Source organism: Affinirhizobium capsici (assembly GCF_977018625.1).
Map to the genome: position 1 here is coordinate 971,114 of NZ_CDRNXD010000004.1, position 19,884 is coordinate 990,997.

The following is a 19,884-nucleotide window of genomic DNA, read 5'->3' on the forward strand; positions in this document are numbered from 1 at the left end:
GTCATGCTTGAAGCCATTCTTTTGACCATCATCACCGCTGCCACGCCGCTTGTCATCGCTGCCATGGGTGAGCTTGTGACTGAGCGGGCGGGTGTCCTCAACCTCGGCGTCGAGGGTATGATGATTATGGGAGCAGTGTGCGCCTTTGCCGGTGCCTACACTACCGGCTACCCAATCGTAGGAATCCTGTGCGGAATTTTGGGAGGTGCATTCTTCTCGCTTCTGTTCGGCTTTCTGACGTTGACACTGGTGACCAATCAGGTTGCCACCGGCCTTGCGCTGACCATTTTGGGTCTCGGACTGTCAGGCCAGATTGGCGAGGCATTTGTCGGTATTCCGGGCGTGAAGCTACAGCCGATTGTTGTTCCGCTTCTGTCTGAAATCCCTTTCCTTGGCCCTTTGCTGTTCCGGCAGGATATTACGTTCTACCTCAGCATCGCTCTTGTGATTGGCGTCAACTGGTTCCTATTCAAAAGCCGCCGCGGCCTGAAGCTGCGGGCGATTGGTGATAATCATGGTTCTGCCCACGCGCTTGGAATCGATGTTATCCGTACGCGCTATCTGGCTGTGATGTTTGGCGGTGCCTGTGCCGGTTTGGCCGGTGCACAACTGTCGCTGGTCTATACGCCGCAATGGGTGGAAAACATGTCTGCGGGGCGCGGCTGGATCGCGCTTGCACTTGTGGTTTTTGCCTCGTGGAGGCCATGGAGAGTGCTGGCAGGTGGCTACATTTTCGGCGCTGTCGGCATCTTGCAATTGCATGCGCAGGCGTTCGGCATTGGAGTGCCCTCGCAGTTTCTTTCCATGCTGCCTTATGCAGTCACTATTGTCGTGCTGATCATCATTTCGCATAATCGTCGCACGACACTCATCAACACGCCGGCATCGCTCGGGAAATCCTTCGTTCCCGATAGATAAAGCGTTCTCCGTACTTCGAAGCTTCATGCCAAACAGGGGTTGAATATGAAGAAGCTCATTATCGCACTTGCCGCAACGGCGGCCGCTCTCGGCGGCCTCGTAAGTGGCGCACAGGCCCAGGATAAAACCAAGGTCTGCTTCATCTACGTTGGCACAAAGACTGATGGTGGTTGGACGCAGGCGCATGAGCTTGGCCGCCAGGAACTTCAGAAAACTTTCGGCGACAAGATCGAGACCCCTTATCTGGAAAGCGTTCCGGAAGGCCCGGATGCGGAGCGTGCTATCGAGCGCATGGCACGGTCTGGCTGTGCCATGGTCTTCACGACCTCCTTCGGCTTCATGGATGCGACAGTAAAGGTTGCGCAGAAGTTCCCGAAGGTGAAATTCGAACATGCGACAGGCTTCAAGGCTGCGGAAAACCTCGCAACCTATAACTCGCGTTTCTACGAAGGCCGTTACATTCAGGGCCAGATCGCCGCGAAAATGTCCAAGAAGGGCGTGGCCGGTTACATCGCTTCCTTCCCCATCCCGGAAGTGGTCATGGGCATCAATGCCTTCGAGCTAGGTGCAAAGTCCGTCAATCCTAACTTCAAGTTGAAGGTGGTATGGGCAAATACCTGGATCGACCCAGGCAAGGAAGCCGATGCTGCAAAGGCTCTGATCGATCAGGGCGTTGATATTCTGACGCAGCACACAGATTCCACCGCTCCGATGCAGGTGGCTGCCGAACGTGGCATCATGGCGTTTGGTCAGGCTTCTGACATGATCGCCGCTGGTCCAAAGACGCAGTTGACGGCGATTGTCGATACCTGGGGCGCCTACTATATCAAGCGCACAAAGGCGCTTCTTGATGGTACCTGGAAGTCCGAACAAGTCTGGGATGGTTTGAAAGACGGCATTCTGACGATGGCGCCTTACACCAATATGCCGGATGACGTGAAGGCAATGGCGGAAGAAACGGAAGCCAAGATCAAGTCTGGCGAGTTGCATCCGTTCACAGGCCCCATCAACAAGCAGGATGGTTCTGCCTGGCTGAAGCAGGGCGAAAAGCCTGAAGATGGCGTACTGCTCGGCATGAACTTCTACGTTGAAGGTGTGGACGACAAGCTGCCGCAATAAGGCTTGCTGACCAAATATTTAAACAGCCGCTCGCGACTTAATCGCGGGCGGCTTTTGCATTTTCGCCTAAGGGAATGCTCGTGCGGCATATGCCTGAGTGCTCCGCTTGGCGATCCATTGAAATTACTGCTACAAGCGCGCGATCTTCCGAGGAGAGTCGCATGGAACGCACCTGTCTTGCTGTTATTCTCGCTGCTGGCGACAGCACACGCATGAAATCATCAATGTCGAAGGTTCTGCACCCTGTCGCTGGCCTTCCTATGATTTCTCATGCCATGCGTTCAATCAAAGATGCGTCCATTCGCGATGCTGTTTTGGTGCTGGGCCGAGATGCGGATGCGGTCGCAAAGGCCGGTGGTATCGATGGTGTGACTGTTTCTACCGTTCTGCAGACACAGCGTCTTGGAACCGGCCATGCGGTGCTGACAGCGCGGGATGCCATTTCCGAGGGTTATGACGAGATTCTAGTAACTTATGGCGATGTGCCTTTGGTGCGCCCAGAGAGCTTTTCCAAGGCACGAGCCCTTATGGCGGATGGCGCAGACATTGTTGTCATCGGGTTTCAAACTTTGAACCCCACTGGTTACGGTCGCCTGCTCGTCAAGGATGGTGAACTCGTAGCTATTCGCGAGGAAAAGGACGCGACGGACGAGGAGCGAAAAGTAACACGCTGCAATAGCGGCCTTATGGTCATCAACGGCGTGCGCGCTTTGGAATGGCTCGACAAGATCGACAACAAGAATGCCAAGGGCGAGTTCTACCTGACTGATATCGTTGAGATTGCCCGTGCCGCAGGAGCCAAGGTCGTGGCTGTAGATGCGCCGGAAGCAGAACTTGCTGGCTGCAATACAAGAGCCGAACTTGCCCTGCTTGAGGCTAGCTGGCAGCAGCGCCGCCGTCACGAACTCATGATTTCCGGCGTTTCGATGATTGCACCAGAAACAGTGTTCCTGGCCTATGATACGGTTCTGCATCCCGATGTTTTGGTTGAGCCGAATGTCGTGTTTGGACCAGGCGTAACCGTGGAAAGCGGCGCTATCATCCATGCATTCTCTCACATTGAAGGCGCGCATGTGGCCAGCGGCGCAACAGTTGGCCCTTTCGCAAGGCTGCGCCCCGGTGCAGAACTCGGTCCGGATTCCAAGGTCGGCAATTTTTGTGAGGTGAAGAAGGCCACGATTGGCGCAGGCGCTAAGGTCAATCATTTGACCTATATCGGAGACGCCTCGATCGGTGCTGGCTCCAACATCGGCGCAGGCACTATTACCTGCAACTACGATGGGGTGAACAAGCACGAAACGCGCATCGGTGAAAATGCCTTTATCGGTTCCAATTCGTCGCTGGTGGCACCTGTCTCCATCGGGAACGGGGCTTATGTCGCCTCTGGCAGCGTGGTGACCTACGATGTGCCAGATGATGCTTTGGCACTCGGACGAGCGCGCCAAGAGATTAAGCCGGAGAGGGCCAAGTTGATCCGCGAAAGAGCTGCCGCCGTGAAGGCAGCAAAGAAAGCTGGGCATTAAGAAGCTAAGGTTACGGCCGGAAATTCAAATTGACTGCGGCCATGATTGCACTTCTTGCGCAGTGCGGTAGGAACGTGCCGAGTAAGAGATTCAGGAAGAGAGGTTCGTATGTGTGGCATTGTGGGGATCGTCGGTCAGCAGGCGGTCGCTGAGCGGCTGGTCGAAGCCTTGCGCCGGTTAGAATACCGGGGCTACGATTCTGCCGGTGTTGCCACCATTCACGAGGGCAGACTTGACCGTCGCCGTGCGGAAGGCAAGCTCTTCAATCTTGAAAGGAAGCTGGCGGGCGATCCACTGCCAGGGAATATCGGCATCGCACACACGCGTTGGGCAACGCACGGTGCGCCGAACGAGACCAATGCTCACCCGCATTTTGTCGAGGGTGTCGCTGTCGTCCATAATGGCATTATCGAGAACTTCTCCGAGCTTCGTGACGAACTCACTGCCGAAGGTGCAGTTTTTTCAAGCCAGACCGACACGGAAGTGGTTGCTCATCTTCTTGCCAAGTACACGCGCGAGAGCATGGATCATCATCAAGCGATGCTGGCCATGCTGAACCGTGTGACGGGTGCATACGCGCTTGTCGTCATCTTCCAGGATGATCCGGGTACGATCATGAGCGCGCGTTTTGGGCCGCCCCTGGCTGTTGGCCATGGCCAAAACGAGATGTTCCTGGGTTCTGATGCCATCGCTCTTGCGCCTTTCACCAACCAGATCACCTACCTCGTCGATGGCGATTGCGCGGTGATGACGGCGAAGGGCGTTTCGATTACCGATTATGCTGGTAATCCTGTTGAACGTCCTATCCAGATCTCCCAGACTGCGGCGTTGATGGTGGATAAAGGCAATCACCGCCATTTCATGGAAAAGGAAATCTATGAGCAGCCGGAGATCATTTCTCACGCGCTGAGCCATTATATTGATTTTGCAAGCGGGGCCATTCGCGAGCAGGACAAGGCCATCGATTTTGCTGCAATCCGCAGCTTGGCGATCTCAGCCTGTGGCACCGCCTATCTGTCCGGTCTTGTGGGCAAATACTGGTTCGAGCGGTACGCGCGCCTACCCGTCGAGATCGATGTGGCATCGGAGTTTCGCTACCGCGAAATACCGCTCTCCAAGGATCAGGCAGCTCTGTTCATTTCCCAGTCTGGCGAAACGGCAGATACTCTGGCCTCTCTGCGCTACTGCAAGGATGAGGGCTTGCCGATTGGCGCGGTGGTCAACGTCAAGGAGTCTACGATTGCGCGGGAAGCCGATGCGATTTTCCCGATTCTTGCCGGACCCGAAATCGGTGTTGCCTCCACCAAGGCGTTCACCTGCCAGTTGGCCGTGTTGGCTGCCCTTTCCATTCAGGCAGGCCGTGCCCGTGGCACCCTGAGTGAGGTGCAGGAAAAGGAACTGGTACGGCATCTCACCGAGATGCCGCGCATCATGAGCAAGGTTCTCAATCAGATCCAGCCGGAGATCGAACTTCTGTCGCGGGAGCTATCCCGCTTCAAGGATGTTCTTTATCTCGGTCGTGGCACAAGCTATCCGCTCGCACTGGAAGGTGCTCTGAAGCTGAAGGAAATCTCCTACATCCATGCTGAAGGCTATGCCGCCGGTGAGCTGAAACACGGCCCGATTGCCCTGATCGACGAGAACATGCCGGTCATCGTCATTGCGCCTCATGATCGCTTCTTCGAAAAAACAGTTTCCAATATGCAGGAAGTTGCGGCTCGTGGCGGCAAGATTATTTTCGTGACGGATGAGAAGGGTGCGGCTGCTTCCAAACTGGAGACCATGGCAACGATCGTTCTTCCCAATGTGGACGAAGTTATCGCGCCAATGATCTTCTCGCTGCCGATCCAGTTGCTCGCGTATCATACGGCCGTGTTCATGGGTACGGATGTGGACCAGCCACGGAATCTGGCAAAATCAGTCACTGTAGAGTGATCTTCGAAGCTGGCTGATTGGCCGTTGAAGCTGCGTTTATTCGCAGTCACCTCTTGCGGGGGTGAAGAGGGTTCGGCATTGTCCGAATCCTCTGCTTTGTGCATTGCGGAATCAAGATTGAAAGCAGCCCATGGATAGCCCGGAACGAATTACGCTTGCTGGACGGTTGCGGAACAACTTCCTCACTGGCCTCATTATCTGCGCGCCCCTGGCAATTACAATATGGCTGACATTCGCATTTATTGATTGGGCTGACAGTTGGGTCACGCCTTACATCCCGCAACGCTATAACCCGCAATATTATTTTGACATCACCATTCCGGGGCTCGGCTTGGTGATCGCGGTTCTTTTCATAACGGTGATCGGCTTTCTGGGAAAAAACCTGATTGGTCGCTCCATCGTCAATTTTGGTGAGTCGATCCTCAATCGCACGCCTCTCGTTCGTACGCTTTACAAGAGCCTGAAGCAGATTTTCGAAACCGTGCTGAAGGATCAGTCCACCTCCTTCAAGAAGGTGGGGCTCGTCGAGTTTCCGAGCCCCGGTACCTGGGCACTTGTGTTCATTGCCGCTGAGGCTCAGGGCGAGGTGGCGCATCGCTTCAATGAACTTGGGCAGGAAATGATGGCTGTCTTTTTGCCGCCGACGCCAGTGCCAACAGCAGGCTTTCTCATGTTCGTGCCGAAAGAGAAGGTCATTGTTTTGGACATGACACCCGAAGATGCTGCCAAACTACTGATTTCCGGCGGATTGATCACGCCTGAATGGAAGCCAAAGCTGCTTTTATGAGCTTCATCTGATTGTCATGTTGCAATCCTAGACACTGGGGCAAGGGGCTCGAAACGCGACTGTTTTCGCAGTCGAGCAGGTTTTCCTCTTGTCACGCCAAAGGATGCAACTCCATGAATTCTCTTTTCCGAAACGGCAAGCGCTGCTTGCTGATCTCTGTGGCAACATCGCTCATGCTGCCCGCATTTGCTTACGCTGACGCCACGCCCCAGAACAAGGGGCTCGTCGCCGTTGGCCGTATTCCTGCAAGCCAGAAAGACAAGTTTGGCGAAACTTTCGGATCAGGGTCCGGCATGGCCATAGACACCACGACCTGGAGGAAGGACGGAGACAGTTATTCTGGCTCGCTGTGGCTGCTACCTGACCGCGGCTACAACGTGGAAGGCACCACGGATTACAATGATCGGCTGAATAAGATCGAGTTCCGCCTTGTACCGGTCAATGGTGCGCCGGGTGAAGCTGGTCAAACATCCTCGCTTCAGACGAAACTGGCCGATACGATCCTTTTGACCGACGATCAGGGCAAGAACCTGACAGGTCTTGATCCAGAAGCGGGTATACGGGCTGCGGCTAATAATTTTCCGGCGTTGCCTCAGGCTCGAACGGGAAAGATTGCAATGGACCCGGAGGCCGTCATTCGCTTGAAGGAAGGCTCTTTCCTTATCAGCGATGAATATGGCCCGTACATCTATCACTTCACGTCTGAAGGTAAGATGGTTTCGGCCACACAGCCGCCGAAGGCGCTACTTCCCATGCGCAATGGAGAGATCAATTTCTCTTCCAACAATGTGGACGCGCAAGGCAAAAAGCCCGAGCCCAAAGATCCCGATACAGGCCGTCAAAACAATCAGGGTCTGGAAGGCATGTCGATGACGCCGGATGGCAAGTATGTGATCGCCGTTCTGCAATCGGCAGCTCGGCAGGATGGCGGCGATTCCGGCCAGACGCGCATGAACACACGCGCACTTGTCTACGATGCAGCAGATATCGATCATATGAAACTCGTCCATGAATTTGTTGTGCCGCTGCCGACCTTTGACAACAAAGGCAAAGTGGGTGTGGCTGCACAGAGCGAAATTCTGGCGCTGTCCGACAAGAGCTTCTTGATGTTGGCGCGTGACAGCAATAACGGCCAAGGTCTGAAGGGCGATACTTCGGCCTACCGCCAAATCGTTTCAGTGGATTTGTCTGAAGCAACCGACATTGCCAACTCCGAATTTGATGCAGCAAAGCCGGTAGCGCCAAAGGGGATTGTTGATCCAACTGTGAAAGTCGCAAAGGTCTCGCCATTCATTGATTTGAATGACAAGGAGCAGCTTGCCCGCTTTGGCCTGCACAACGGCGCGCCAAATGACAAGAACAACCTGTCCGAAAAATGGGAAGCCATGTCGCTAGCGAGCGTTCAGGATACTGCTGCTCCGGATGATTACTTTTTGTTTGTTGCCAATGATAACGACTTCCTGACGCAGGATGGCTTTCAGGTTGGTGCGGCATACAAAGCTGAAGGTGGGGCAGACGTTGACACCATGTTCCAGGTCTATCGCGTCACTCTCCCCGGCCTCAAATAAGCTAACCATTAGCCGGAAACGAAGGAAGGCCCCGATGGGGCCTTCCAAATTTTATTCTCAACGTTTCAGAAAATTTATCGGATGCGCTTTGCTGCCGGCTCAGGAACCAGTTCGCCATTCAGGCGACGGTCCAGATAATCCTCACATTCGCCCATCAGCGCTTCAACCTTATTGTTGAAGAAGTGGTTCGCGCCTTCGACGGTACGGTGCGTGATGAGGATGCCCTTCTGAGTCTTCAGCTTCTCAACCAGACCATTCACATCCTTTTCCGGCGCGACCTTATCCGAGTCGCCATTGATGATGAGGCCGGATGAGGGGCAGGGCGCCAGGAAGGAAAAGTCATAGGTGTTCGGTTGCGGCGCAATCGACATGAAGCCTTCGATTTCCGGGCGACGCATAAGCAACTGCATCCCAATCCATGCGCCGAAGGAATATCCGGCAACCCAGCAGCTCTTCGAATCAGGATGCAGGCTCTGCACCCAATCGAGAGCAGAAGCAGCGTCAGAAAGCTCGCCTGCACCGTGATCAAACTCGCCTTGGCTTCGACCAATTCCACGGAAGTTGAAGCGGAGGGTCGTGAAGCCGCGCTTCTGGAACATATAGAACAGCTGATAAACGATCTGATTGTTCATCGTGCCGCCGAACTGGGGGTGCGGATGCAGGATGATCGCAATCGGTGCGCTCTTTTCTTTGGAAGGCTGGTAGCGCCCTTCGAGGCGGCCTGCAGGGCCGTTAAAAATGACTTCTGGCATCGGTACTCCGGTCAGCTTTGGATGTTTCAAACGTTTCCCGATGCCTTGACTTGACGAAGCCGCTCATCTTTTCTAGAAACAGTTTAGAACCATTCGAAAGTGGGCTGCTATTGGCGCTGCCCAGTTGGTCGTCTCATAAGGCATGCAAGGCGAAAATTTCAAGAAAAATGCGTCGCCTGTATCAACTAGACTGGAAACCGGAAGAGGCAATGGCAGCGGAAAGAGCATATCTGGATTGGAACGCAACAGCGCCGCTTTCTGATGTGGCCCGTTCCGCCATGCTTGCTGCTTACGAATTGCCGGGAAATGCGTCTTCAGTTCATACGGAAGGGCGCGCTGCTCGCGCCGCATTGGGTAAGGCCCGCCAGCAGGTCGCGTCCCTGGTGGGTGCCGAGGCCCAGCATGTAACCTTTACCAGCGGTGCAACGGAAGCAGCCAATCTAGTACTGACGCCTGATTTCAAAATGGGGCGCTCGACGCTTCGCTTTGGCAGGCTTTACGTATCATCTATCGAACATCCCGCAATTCGAGAGGGCGGGCGTTTTTCACGCAGCCAGATTGCTGAGATCCCAGTCACTTCATCGGGTGTCGTCGATTTGTCTGGCTTGGAAGCTTTGCTCGCTCGCCATGAGGCTGATGACGGCTTGCCCATGGTGGCAATCATGCTGGCCAACAATGAAACTGGCGTTGTTCAACCAGTAGCAGAGGCAGCCAAGCTGGTACATGCTAAAGGCGGATTGCTGGTTGTGGATGCTGTGCAGGGTGTGGGTCGTGTTTCCATCGATATTTCTGCACTCGATGCTGACTTCTTGATTATTTCCTCGCACAAGATCGGCGGCCCAAAAGGCGTGGGGGCCTTGATTGCACGAGGCGAGGTGATGATGCCACAGGCGCTCATTCACGGCGGCGGGCAGGAAAAAGGGCATCGATCTGGTACTGAAAACTTTCCCGGTATTGTGGGCTTCGGTGCGGCAGCGGAGGAGGCGCTTCATGAAATTTCTGTTCGCAATGAGCGCATGTCCGGTCTGCGCGATCAGCTTGAGGCGGGTATGCGCGCTGCGGCACCAGATGTAGTTATTCATGGTGCCGATGTGGTGCGCGTCGCCAACACCTGTTTCTTCTCATTGCCAGGCTTGAAATCGGAAACCGGGCAAATCGCCTTCGATCTGGAAGGTGTTGCGCTCTCTGCTGGCGCGGCTTGCTCATCCGGTAAGGTCGGGCAGAGCCATGTGCTTGCGGCCATGGGTTGCGATCCCGATATGGGTGCTTTGCGTATATCTCTCGGACCTTCGACAGCGGGCCGCGATATCGAAAAGGCGCTTGCTGCCTTTCAGCGTATTGTTGGCAGGCGAAAACCGGCGGGTGGCGCTGCGTAAGACTGGACGAATTGCAAAAACGCAAAATTTGACTTGCCAAATGGTGTGAAAACCGCCTTCTGGCCCCTACATAAGGCGGACCCCCGCCACAGTATGACAAGCTGCCGGACCCTTGATTCCGGCGAGATTGGAGAACGAGTATGGCTGCCGTGCAGGAAACGATCGATCAGGTCCGCCAGATCGATGTTGACCAGTACAAGTATGGCTTCGAAACGGTCATCGAAGTTGATAAGGCTCCGAAGGGCCTTTCAGAAGATATCATTCGCTTCATCTCCGCCAAGAAGGAAGAGCCGGAGTGGATGCTGGAATGGCGTCTTGAGGCCTATCGCCGCTGGTTGACGATGGACGAGCCCACCTGGGCGCGCGTGGATTACCCAAAGATCGATTTCAACGATCTATATTATTATGCAGCGCCCAAGACCACGTCCGGTCCAAAATCGCTTGAAGAGGTCGATCCTGAGCTTCTGAAAGTGTACGAGAAGCTTGGTATTCCGCTGAAAGAGCAGGAAATACTGGCCGGCGTTGAAAAGCCGCGCGTAGCGGTTGATGCCGTGTTTGACTCCGTCTCCGTTGTGACGACCTTCAAGAAGGAACTGGCGAAAGCTGGCGTTATCTTCATGTCCATTTCGGAGGCTGTTCGTGAGCATCCGGATTTGGTGAAGAAGTATCTGGGCTCCGTTGTTCCCACCTCGGATAACTATTATGCGACGCTGAACTCGGCGGTATTCACGGATGGTTCGTTCGTGTTCGTGCCGAAGGGCGTTCGTTGCCCGATGGAGCTCTCCACCTACTTCCGTATTAACGAGAAGAACACAGGCCAGTTCGAGCGCACGCTGATCATTGCCGAAGAGGGGGCTTACGTCTCTTATCTCGAGGGCTGCACAGCACCGCAGCGCGACGAAAATCAGCTTCATGCCGCTGTTGTCGAACTCGTCGCCCTGGACGATGCCGAGATCAAGTACTCGACGGTTCAGAACTGGTATCCGGGCGATGCGCAGGGTAAGGGCGGCATCTACAACTTCGTGACCAAGCGCGGCGATTGCCGTGGCCACCGCTCGAAAATTTCGTGGACGCAGGTCGAGACCGGTTCTGCTATTACCTGGAAGTACCCAAGCTGCATTTTGCGCGGTGACGATAGCCGCGGCGAGTTCTATTCAATCGCCGTTTCCAACGGTCATCAGCAGATCGATTCTGGCACCAAGATGATTCATCTCGGCAAGAATACGTCGAGCCGTATCATCTCGAAGGGTATCGCGGCAGGCGTTTCACAGAACACTTATCGCGGTCAGGTTTCCGCTCATCGCAAGGCATCGAATGCCCGCAACTTCACCCAGTGCGATTCGCTTCTGATTGGTGACAAGTGCGGTGCGCACACCGTGCCATACATAGAAGCCAAGAATTCGTCTGCGCAGTTTGAACACGAAGCAACCACCTCAAAGATTTCCGAGGATCAGCTGTTCTACTGCCTGCAGCGTGGAATTCCTGAAGAAGCTGCGATCGCGTTGATCGTCAACGGTTTCGTCAAGGAAGTCATTCAGGAGCTTCCAATGGAATTCGCGGTAGAAGCGCAGAAGCTGATCGGCATTTCACTTGAGGGCAGCGTGGGCTGATTGCAGCCCTCGCGCCCCGCTTTAGTCATTGCGCTTTGCGCCATTCTCCTTGTCCGGAAGGATAGAAACATGCTTGAAATCAAGAACCTGCACGCCCGCATTGCCGAAGACGGCACTGAAATTATTAAGGGTCTTAACCTCACGGTGAAGGCTGGTGAAGTGGCGGCCATCATGGGTCCAAACGGCTCCGGTAAGTCCACGCTGTCCTACATCTTGTCCGGGCGCGAAGACTATGAAGTGACCGAAGGCGAAATTCTCTATAACGGCGAAAACATTCTAGAGTTGGACCCAGCAGAACGTGCTTCAAAAGGCATTTTCCTTGCTTTCCAATACCCGGTCGAAATCCCGGGCGTTGCTACCATGCAGTTCCTGAAGGTGGCGATGAACGAGCAGCGCAAGGCACGGGGCGAAGATGAACTTTCCACGCCAGATTTTATGCGCCGCGTGAAGGAAGCTGCTGCCGAATTGAAGATCAATCCGGATATGCTGAAGCGCCCCCTGAACGTCGGTTTTTCCGGTGGTGAGAAAAAACGCGCCGAGATTCTTCAGATGGCCCTGCTTGAGCCAAAGCTTTGCGTGCTCGACGAAACAGACTCTGGACTTGATATCGATGCGCTGAAGATCGTAGCCGATGGCGTCAATGCTCTGAAGTCGCCAGACCGCGCTGTGATCGTCATCACGCACTATCAGCGCCTGCTGGACTACATCGTGCCGGACACGGTGCATGTTCTCTACAAGGGTCAGATCATCCGCACCGGCGATAAGGATTTGGCGCTCGAGCTGGAAGCCAACGGCTACGCCGATATCATCGGCACGGCAGCCTGAGGCGAGGGTAAGAGGATGAATGCCATGAACATGCAGACTCAAAGCCGGCTTACGGCGGCGGAATCTGCGTTGGTTGAAAGCTACAATGCCCAGATCGGCGAATTGCCGGGCAATGGAGCCGTTATCAGCGCACGGGACCGTCTCGTGGATGACCTCAAGACCAATGGCCTTCCAACGCGCCGCGTTGAAGCTTGGCACTATACCGATTTGAAGACGTTGGTTCGCGCCATTCCGGCCAATGCACCAGCCGCATCTACCCGCAATCCAACGGCCCTGGTGGACGGGGCGTCGGTGCTGGTGACGCGCCAGGGCGAGGCAGATGCCAAGGCCTCCGTTGACGGTGTGGTGATTTCTTCATTCGCAGATATGCTGCGCGAAGGAACAGCGGCGCCCGGTCTTTCTATCAGCGATGCAGACGACACCGTCGGCAAGATCAACGGTAGCTTCGTTCGCGATGGTTATGTGCTGGAGTTTCAGGCTGGCGTAGAAATCGAGCAGCCTATCGAAATTCAGGCTTTGCACGGCGCCGGCCAAGCTCACACACGCTTCCCTGTTAGCTTCGGCGCGGGCTCGAAAGCAACAGTTATCGAGCGCCATGTCCAGACCACAGATGGTCAGGCATTCGTTTCTTCAATCAGCGATATCTCGCTCGAAGACGGCGCAGAGGTGACGTGGATTGTCCTGCAGGAGCAGGGTCCCAACGATACGCATTTGGGTCAGGTACGTCTGCGGATCGGTGAGAACGCCAAACTGCGCCTGTTCGTTATTAATGCCGGCGGGAAGCTGGTTCGTCAGGAACTGCGTGTTGACGTTGCCGGCGAAGGGGCCGATTTGACGCTTCGCGGCGTAAACCTGCTGGGCGGAGATACGCATACGGATGTGACATTGGTTCTCGGTCACAATGTGCCGAATACGACCTCTACGGAAGTCTTCCGTAACGTGATTTTCGACCGTGCCCGCGGTGTGTTTCAGGGCATGATCAAAGTTGCGATCGATGCGCAGAAGACAGATGCACGCATGGCCTGCAACACGCTTCTGATGTCTGATGACGCCGAGTTTGCAGCCAAGCCGGAACTCGAAATCTTTGCCGACGACGTTCAGTGCGGTCACGGTGCGACTGTTGCCGATATCGATAGCAACCATCTCTACTACCTGATGGCCCGCGGCATTCCGCGTAACAAGGCACGCGCCATGCTGGTAAATGCTTTCGTAGCAGAGATCGTCGAAGAGCTGGAAGACGAAGCGCTGGTTGAGGCTCTGGAAGCCGTTATCGGTTCTTGGCTTGAGAAACACGCCTGATCAAGGCAGAGGGCGGTTCAATACTGGCCGCCCTCGTCTAATCCCTTTGTTCGCTGAACATGTGAGATGGCCATCATGACCTATGATGTCGAAGCGATCCGTCGCGATTTTCCGATCCTGTCAACGATGGTCCATGGCAAACCTCTGGTCTACCTGGATAACGGTGCCTCGGCTCAGAAACCGCAATCTGTCATTGATGGAATTTCTCACGCCTACTCTCACGAATATGCAAATGTTCACAGAGGGTTGCATTATCTTTCTAATGCGGCGACTGAAGCTTATGAAGCTGCGCGCGAGAAGGTTCGTCGGTTTTTGAACGCAGGTTCGGTAGACGATATCATTTTCACCAAAAATTCCACTGAGGCCATCAACACTGTGGCTTATGGGTGGGCCATGCCCCACCTCAAAGAAGGCGATGAGATTGTGCTAACGATATTGGAGCACCACTCCAATATCGTCCCTTGGCATTTCCTTCGTGAACGGCAGGGTGTGAAGCTGGTTTGGGTGCCGGTGGATGATGATGGCGCATTTCATCTTGAAGAATTCGAAAAGTGCCTGACGGACAAGACGCGACTTATCGCAGTCACGCAGATGTCCAATGCGCTTGGAACAGTCGTTCCGGTGAAGGATGTGTGCAAACTAGCGCGTGAGCGCGGCATTCCGGTGCTGGTCGATGGCAGCCAGGGTGCTGTGCACATGCCGGTTGATGTTCGCGACATTGATTGTGACTGGTATGTCATGACGGGCCACAAGCTTTACGGTCCATCCGGCATTGGCGTGCTTCATGGCAAACAAGAACGCCTACGGGAGATGCGCCCATTTCAGGGCGGCGGTGAAATGATCATCGATGTGGCGGAGGATTTCGTCACCTATAATGATCCGCCCCATCGTTTTGAGGCAGGCACTCCGCCCATCGTTCAGGCCATCGGTCTCGGCCATGCTCTTGATTACATGGAAAAGGTTGGACGCGAGGCGATTGCCGCTCATGAAGCCGATCTGACAGCCTATGCGAATGAGCGTTTAAGCGCGATCAACTCTCTGCGTATCATTGGCAATGCGCCGGGCAAGGGCGCAATTTTCTCGTTCGAGCTTGCCGGAATTCATGCCCATGATGTCTCGATGGTCATCGACCGGAAGGGCGTTGCGGTTCGCGCGGGCACCCATTGTGCAATGCCGCTCTTGAAACGCTTCGGCGTAACTTCCACTTGCCGTGCATCATTTGCGATGTACAACACGCGCGCCGAAGTGGACGCGCTGGCTGATGCGCTGGATTACGCGCGAAACTTCTTTGCCTGAGGACGAAAGAATGTCGACCGAAGAAACAATTCCAAAGTGGGATGCCCGTGAAGGGATCATCCAATCCGCCATTCCGCCTGAGGAACTTGCCCGTCTTTCCGATGATATCGTATCGGCCTTGAAGACCGTGTACGATCCAGAAATCCCGGCGGACATTTTCGAACTCGGTCTGATCTACAAGATCGACATTGAAGACGACCGTCTTGTCAAAATCGTCATGACCCTCACCGCGCCGGGCTGCCCTGTTGCCGGTGAAATGCCGGGCTGGGTGGAAAATGCTGTTGGCGCCGTTGAAGGTGTATCGGGCGTTGAAGTGGAGATGACGTTCGATCCGCCGTGGACGCCTGAGCGCATGTCGGAGGAGGCGCAGGTCGCCGTTGGTTGGTATTGATAGCAGGGCCGGTTGATCCGGCCCTTACAGTCACTTACATTGAGAACCGTAACCGCTGGACCTTGAATCCGGTCGGGTAAAGGAGAATAGGCCCATGGGCTTTGCAATAATGACTATGACCGATGCTGCCGCCAACCGTGTGAAGGCAATCGTTGAAAATTCCGGTCCTGATGCGAAGGGTATCCGCGTCGGTATCAAAAAGGGCGGTTGTGCCGGAATGGAATACACCATCGATCTGGTCATCGAGGCAAATGCAAAGGATGACCTGGTGGAGCATGAAGGCGCCAAGGTCTGGGTCGAACCATCCGCTGTGCTTTATTTACTCGGTACGCAGATGGATTTTGAAGTGACGAAGATGCGCTCCGGCTTCACCTTCAACAACCCCAACCAGACATCTGCTTGCGGATGCGGCGAATCCGTGGAGTTGAAACCTGCAGATCTTGCTGCCTTGGCGAAAGAGCGCGCAGCGGAAAACCATAGCGCTTGAAACGCCAGTCTTTTCAGGCAGCGAGTGGGTTTAATCACAACAAATCGCCGAGTTGATTGAGAAGCTGTTCAGTGGCCTGACCAGCTTCGTTTGCGTTGCGCTGCTGCATGGCGCGAATGACGGTAAGATGCAGCTCTGCAGATTGGCGAAGGCCATCAACCGTTGCGGTGGAGAACCAAAGCCGTCGAGCATGGGTTTGAAGCGGGGCAAGCGAACCCGTGAGGAATTGATTGGGACAGGCTTCTTCAACGATTTCATCAAACCGTTTGTCGGCAGCAAGAAATGCCAAAATATCTGCTTTGGCGGCAGCTCTGCCCATTTCTGTTGCGCAGTGTATCAGACGTTCACGTTGACGCTCATCCGCATGGCTGGCCACAAGAGAGGCTGCTAGAGGTTCCAGTCTTCGCCTCACAGCCATGATGTCGCGGTAGTCACCGGCGTCGATCTCAGTGATCTGCAAGCCAACGCGCGGGCGCACAATGAGAAGGCCCTGCCATTCCAATCGTTGAATTGCCTCTCGCACCGGAGTGCGGCCGTGGCCAGACATTTCTATGAGCTGTCTTTCGTTCACCAAAGTGCCGGGGGCAAGCTTCAAGGTCACGATTAGCTCTTCCAAGCTTCGATAGGCTTGGCGGCTTAGCGATTCTGCCGAGACGTTCTGTGTCGTCATGTGATCCATTGCGGCGAGATAACACAGACGGCGTGATAATCTCAATCAGGAGAAGCGCGAATCTATGTCATCTAATCGGTTTTAAATTATTCATGACGCAAGGCGTCGATTGGGTTCAATTGTGCCGCGCGTCTTGCGGGGAAGTAGCCGAAAATCATGCCGATCAAAGCTGAGAAAGCAAAAGCCAGCCCAATAATGGCAGGGCTTGCAACGAACGGCACTTTCAGCAAGCTCACTGCGAGATAAGCGAGGCCCAGGCCCGTGATAATGCCTGTCACGCCTCCGAAGATCGACAGCATCACAGCCTCGACAAGGAATTGCAGCAGTACCTGCTTTTCCAACGCACCAATTGCGAGGCGAATGCCAATCTCACGGGTTCTTTCTGTCACCGAAACGAGCATAATATTCATAATGCCGATGCCGCCCACAAGCAGGCTCACAGCTGCCACGGCCCCGAGAAGCCCAGTCAGAAGCGTTGTGGTTCCTGTCATGGCTGACGCAATCTGTGTCATGTCACTGACTGAAAAATCATCGTCTTTGCCAACTGAAATTCTTCGGCGTTCACGCAGCAAGGCTTCGACATTTGCCTGAACTTTGGCTGTCGATATTCCATCCATCGCCGAGAGAGTTATGCTGGATATCGTAGTCGTTCCACCCAACCTTCGCTGGTGCAGCTTGAGTGGCATGATTACGGTATCATCCTGGTCATCGCCCATGCCCGACTGACCTTTGGTTTGTAGAACCCCTACAATAGGGCAGGCAACATTCCCCACACGTATGGACAGGCCAACAGGATCTGCCCCGCCAAAAAGCTCGCGTCGAACAGTCTGGCCGATAAGACAAGCCGCTTGTCCTCTTTCTTCTGCGGGAAGAAAATTCCGCCCCAGAGCAAGATCCCAATCCTGTGCGATCAAATAGTCATTATTTGTGCCCGTCACGCTTGTGGAGCGGTTTTGCCCACCAGCAATGACAGTTGCTGTGCTGCGATTAATTGGTGCAACAGCTCGCAAGCCGCCGATTTGGTCGCGGATTGCAGTGACATCAGCATCCGTAAAACGCTTCGCTTCGGTGCTGGCTCTGCCGGGACCCCATTGACCTGGGCGGATGAAGAGTGTGTTTGTGCCGAGGCGACTTAATTCCTGCCGTACCTGTTCCGTCGTGCCGTTGCCGATGGTCACCATTGCGATAACAGCGGCAACGCCGATGACGACGCCAAGCACGGTGAGAAAGGAACGCAGCATATTGCGGCTTATCGCACGCCAAGCGAGCTTGATGGTTTCAAACCACATCGGTTTCGCTCCCAGCGTCGGAATCGGAAGCTAGCCGGCCATCCAAGAACTTCAATAGACGGCGGGCATAGACAGCGATGTCTTCTTCATGCGTCACCATGATAACCGTTATACCGCGTTCCTTGTTCAAGCTTGTGATGAGATTCATAATCTCGACGCTGGTCTTCGTATCCAGATTACCTGTGGGCTCATCTGCCAGCAAAACCGCTGGATCTGTCACAATGGCGCGGGCAATGGCCACTCTCTGTTGCTGTCCACCGGACAGCTCCTGCGTCGTGTGGTGTTCACGACCTTTCAGGCCTACTTGTTCTAAAGCTTCAAGGGCCTTCTTCCGCCTCTGGCGCGCATCCATGCCACGATACACGAGTGGAAGTTCTACATTCTCAACTGCAGACGTTCGTGCCAGCAGGTTAAAACCCTGGAAGACGAAGCCAAGCATATGTCGCCGTAGCAGCGTATATTTTTCGCGATCGAAGTCTGTCGTCGATATGCCTTGAAAAAGGTAATCGCCGCCACTTGGTACATCCAAGCAACCAAGAATGTTCATGGCTGTGGATTTGCCTGAACCTGAAGGGCCCATGATGGCCACGAAGTCGCCAGCGGTGATGGAAAGATTGATGCCCTCAAGCGCTTTTATGGTCGCTTCGCCACGTCCATAAATCTTGTAGACATTCCTAAACTCGATCAATGGCGCCTGCATGGTTTGAAAGCTTTCACTCACCACGTGCCGTCGCCGCCGTGATGACCTGATCCCCTTCCTTCAGGTCACCTGAGGTCACTATAGTGAACCTCCCGTCTGTCGCGCCTGTTTCAATCTTGAGCGGGCGGGGTTGACCGTCCCGTAGAACCCACAGAGTGCGACCTTGGCGCGTCGCGCCTTCCGTCGATTGACCTGTTCGATTTCTGCCCGCTCCCGGTGGTCTCGGCGTTCGAAACAGCCGGGACAGCATTCCGCCCCCAGCGGACGAGGAAGCTGCCGGAGGCGTAAAGCGAAGAGCAGCATTCGGCGCCAGGAGCGCGTCTTTAACCGACTGCACTGTTATGTCTGCAGTCGCAGTCATACCTGGACGCAAGAGCAAATCATTGTTCTCGACCGTCAGTATAGCTTTATAAGTGACAACATTTGAGACCGTCTCAGACGCAAAACGCACGGCTTCGATTTTTGCTGGAAACTTCCGCTCAGGGTAGGCGTCGACTGCGAAGGTCGCGGTTTGGCCTTGACTGACTTGACCAACATCGGCCTCATCAACGGAGACTTGCAGCTCCATCTGTTTCAAATCACCCGCGATGGTGAAAAGGACTGGGGCGGAAAGGGAGGACGCGACAGTCTGGCCCGGATCCACATCGCGAGTTAGCACTACGCCCTCGATGGGAGACAAGATCTTTGCCTTCGACAGATTGACCTCTGCCAAGCGCAGGTCAGCCTCTGAAGAAAGTACCGTGCTTTCGTTGATCTGCTTGGTTGCAAGCGCTGAATCATAGGCAAACTGGGCGGTGTCCAGCTCCTGTTGGCTAGAAATGCGATTGCTTACAAGTGATTTGAGTCGCTCCAGTTGCGCGCGAGCCGAGCCAAGTTCTGCCTCAGCCTTGATGACATTGGCTTTGGCTGACGCCAGTTTCGCCCGTGCGCTCTGCACATCTGCCTGTAGCTTGTTCGTATCGAGCTCTGCCAGAACTTCTCCCGATTTGACGGGACTATTGTAGGTGACATTGACCTTTCGGATTGTGCCGGAAAGCTCACTCGAGATATCAACCTGATCTGTTGGCTGAACAGACCCAGTGGCTGTTACGATAACCGACAAATCACCGCGTTTCACATTTTCCGTAGCATATTGAAATGCGGGTTGGGAGCCAGTCCATTTTCCGTAAGCAGCGTATGCGCCCGCGCAAGCGGCAAGGAGCAAAATTGGTAGCACGAAACGGCGAGCACCCCGTTTTTTGCCGCGACTTTCGGTCAACACAGCCGCAAGGTGAGGCGTATTGTTGTTCGTATCACCGGTAGAGGTCGAATTCTTATTCACATCCATTTTTTGCAACCG

At 54.6% G+C, this 19,884-nt stretch carries 18 protein-coding genes; 13 read left to right on the top strand and 5 right to left on the bottom strand.

What is annotated here, in order from left to right; translation table 11 throughout:
* The first annotated feature begins 3 nt into the window (after window positions 1–3).
* The 6 genes from AC0JZ1_RS08100 (at window position 4) to AC0JZ1_RS08125 (ending at window position 7,850) form a co-directional block, all read left to right on the top strand.
* Entirely contained in the window at window positions 4–918 is a 915-nt protein-coding gene (locus tag AC0JZ1_RS08100) for an ABC transporter permease (RefSeq protein ID WP_471881881.1), read from the top strand.
* 45 nt (window positions 919–963) lie between these two features.
* Window positions 964–2,037, top strand: a complete 1,074-nt coding sequence (locus AC0JZ1_RS08105) for a BMP family ABC transporter substrate-binding protein (protein ID WP_471881882.1) — start codon at window positions 964–966, stop codon at window positions 2,035–2,037.
* A gap of 161 nt (window positions 2,038–2,198) precedes the next feature.
* Window positions 2,199–3,560 (top strand): bifunctional UDP-N-acetylglucosamine diphosphorylase/glucosamine-1-phosphate N-acetyltransferase GlmU, encoded by a 1,362-nt coding sequence (gene glmU / locus AC0JZ1_RS08110; protein ID WP_471881883.1) that lies wholly within the window; start codon window positions 2,199–2,201, stop codon window positions 3,558–3,560.
* Between the two features lie 108 nt (window positions 3,561–3,668).
* Entirely contained in the window at window positions 3,669–5,495 is a 1,827-nt protein-coding gene (gene glmS, locus AC0JZ1_RS08115; RefSeq protein WP_471881884.1) for a glutamine--fructose-6-phosphate transaminase (isomerizing), read from the top strand.
* A gap of 130 nt (window positions 5,496–5,625) precedes the next feature.
* Window positions 5,626–6,282 carry a DUF502 domain-containing protein gene (locus AC0JZ1_RS08120; protein WP_471881885.1) on the top strand — a complete coding sequence of 219 codons (657 nt, stop codon included), beginning with the start codon at window positions 5,626–5,628 and terminating at the stop codon, window positions 6,280–6,282.
* A 113-nt stretch (window positions 6,283–6,395) separates the two neighbouring features.
* Window positions 6,396–7,850, top strand: a complete 1,455-nt coding sequence (locus AC0JZ1_RS08125) for an esterase-like activity of phytase family protein (protein ID WP_471881886.1) — start codon at window positions 6,396–6,398, stop codon at window positions 7,848–7,850.
* A 74-nt stretch (window positions 7,851–7,924) separates the two neighbouring features.
* Here AC0JZ1_RS08125 and AC0JZ1_RS08130 read toward each other — a convergent pair whose 3' ends face one another.
* Entirely contained in the window at window positions 7,925–8,602 is a 678-nt protein-coding gene (locus AC0JZ1_RS08130; RefSeq protein WP_471881887.1) for an alpha/beta hydrolase, read from the bottom strand.
* 209 nt (window positions 8,603–8,811) lie between these two features.
* Here AC0JZ1_RS08130 and AC0JZ1_RS08135 point away from each other — a divergent pair, with 209 nt between their 5' ends.
* The 7 genes from AC0JZ1_RS08135 to sufA all read left to right on the top strand — a co-directional run bounded on the left by AC0JZ1_RS08135 (window position 8,812) and on the right by sufA (window position 15,886).
* Window positions 8,812–9,978: a cysteine desulfurase family protein gene (locus tag AC0JZ1_RS08135; RefSeq protein WP_471881888.1), complete on the top strand. Its 1,167-nt coding sequence runs from the start codon at window positions 8,812–8,814 to the stop codon at window positions 9,976–9,978.
* A 140-nt stretch (window positions 9,979–10,118) separates the two neighbouring features.
* Window positions 10,119–11,588: a Fe-S cluster assembly protein SufB gene (sufB, locus tag AC0JZ1_RS08140; protein ID WP_471881889.1), complete on the top strand. Its 1,470-nt coding sequence runs from the start codon at window positions 10,119–10,121 to the stop codon at window positions 11,586–11,588.
* 69 nt (window positions 11,589–11,657) lie between these two features.
* Window positions 11,658–12,413: a Fe-S cluster assembly ATPase SufC gene (gene sufC, locus AC0JZ1_RS08145; protein WP_471881890.1), complete on the top strand. Its 756-nt coding sequence runs from the start codon at window positions 11,658–11,660 to the stop codon at window positions 12,411–12,413.
* Between the two features lie 24 nt (window positions 12,414–12,437).
* The gene (sufD, locus tag AC0JZ1_RS08150; RefSeq protein ID WP_471881891.1) at window positions 12,438–13,712 is read left to right on the top strand and encodes a Fe-S cluster assembly protein SufD; all 1,275 of its coding nucleotides are present in this window, start codon (window positions 12,438–12,440) and stop codon (window positions 13,710–13,712) included.
* 66 nt (window positions 13,713–13,778) lie between these two features.
* Complete coding sequence (locus AC0JZ1_RS08155) at window positions 13,779–15,008, top strand: cysteine desulfurase (protein WP_471881892.1); 1,230 nt, start codon at window positions 13,779–13,781, stop codon at window positions 15,006–15,008.
* A gap of 10 nt (window positions 15,009–15,018) precedes the next feature.
* Complete coding sequence (locus tag AC0JZ1_RS08160; RefSeq protein ID WP_377395868.1) at window positions 15,019–15,399, top strand: SUF system Fe-S cluster assembly protein; 381 nt, start codon at window positions 15,019–15,021, stop codon at window positions 15,397–15,399.
* 94 nt (window positions 15,400–15,493) lie between these two features.
* Complete coding sequence (sufA, locus tag AC0JZ1_RS08165) at window positions 15,494–15,886, top strand: Fe-S cluster assembly scaffold SufA (protein ID WP_471881893.1); 393 nt, start codon at window positions 15,494–15,496, stop codon at window positions 15,884–15,886.
* 34 nt (window positions 15,887–15,920) lie between these two features.
* Here sufA and AC0JZ1_RS08170 read toward each other — a convergent pair whose 3' ends face one another.
* The 4 genes from AC0JZ1_RS08170 to AC0JZ1_RS08185 form a co-directional block, all read right to left on the bottom strand.
* A complete protein-coding gene (locus tag AC0JZ1_RS08170) occupies window positions 15,921–16,556 on the bottom strand; it encodes a GntR family transcriptional regulator (RefSeq protein ID WP_471881894.1) in 636 nt (211 codons plus the stop codon).
* 86 nt (window positions 16,557–16,642) lie between these two features.
* On the bottom strand, window positions 16,643–17,845 hold the full coding sequence (locus AC0JZ1_RS08175; protein WP_471881895.1) for an ABC transporter permease: 1,203 nt from the start codon (window positions 17,843–17,845) through the stop codon (window positions 16,643–16,645).
* A complete protein-coding gene (locus AC0JZ1_RS08180) occupies window positions 17,835–18,545 on the bottom strand; it encodes an ABC transporter ATP-binding protein (protein WP_471883390.1) in 711 nt (236 codons plus the stop codon). Before AC0JZ1_RS08180 ends, AC0JZ1_RS08175 begins: the two co-directional genes overlap by 11 nt.
* Before the next feature lie 13 nt (window positions 18,546–18,558).
* Window positions 18,559–19,866 (bottom strand): efflux RND transporter periplasmic adaptor subunit, encoded by a 1,308-nt coding sequence (locus AC0JZ1_RS08185; protein ID WP_471883391.1) that lies wholly within the window; start codon window positions 19,864–19,866, stop codon window positions 18,559–18,561.
* Window positions 19,867–19,884: the final 18 nt, after the last annotated feature.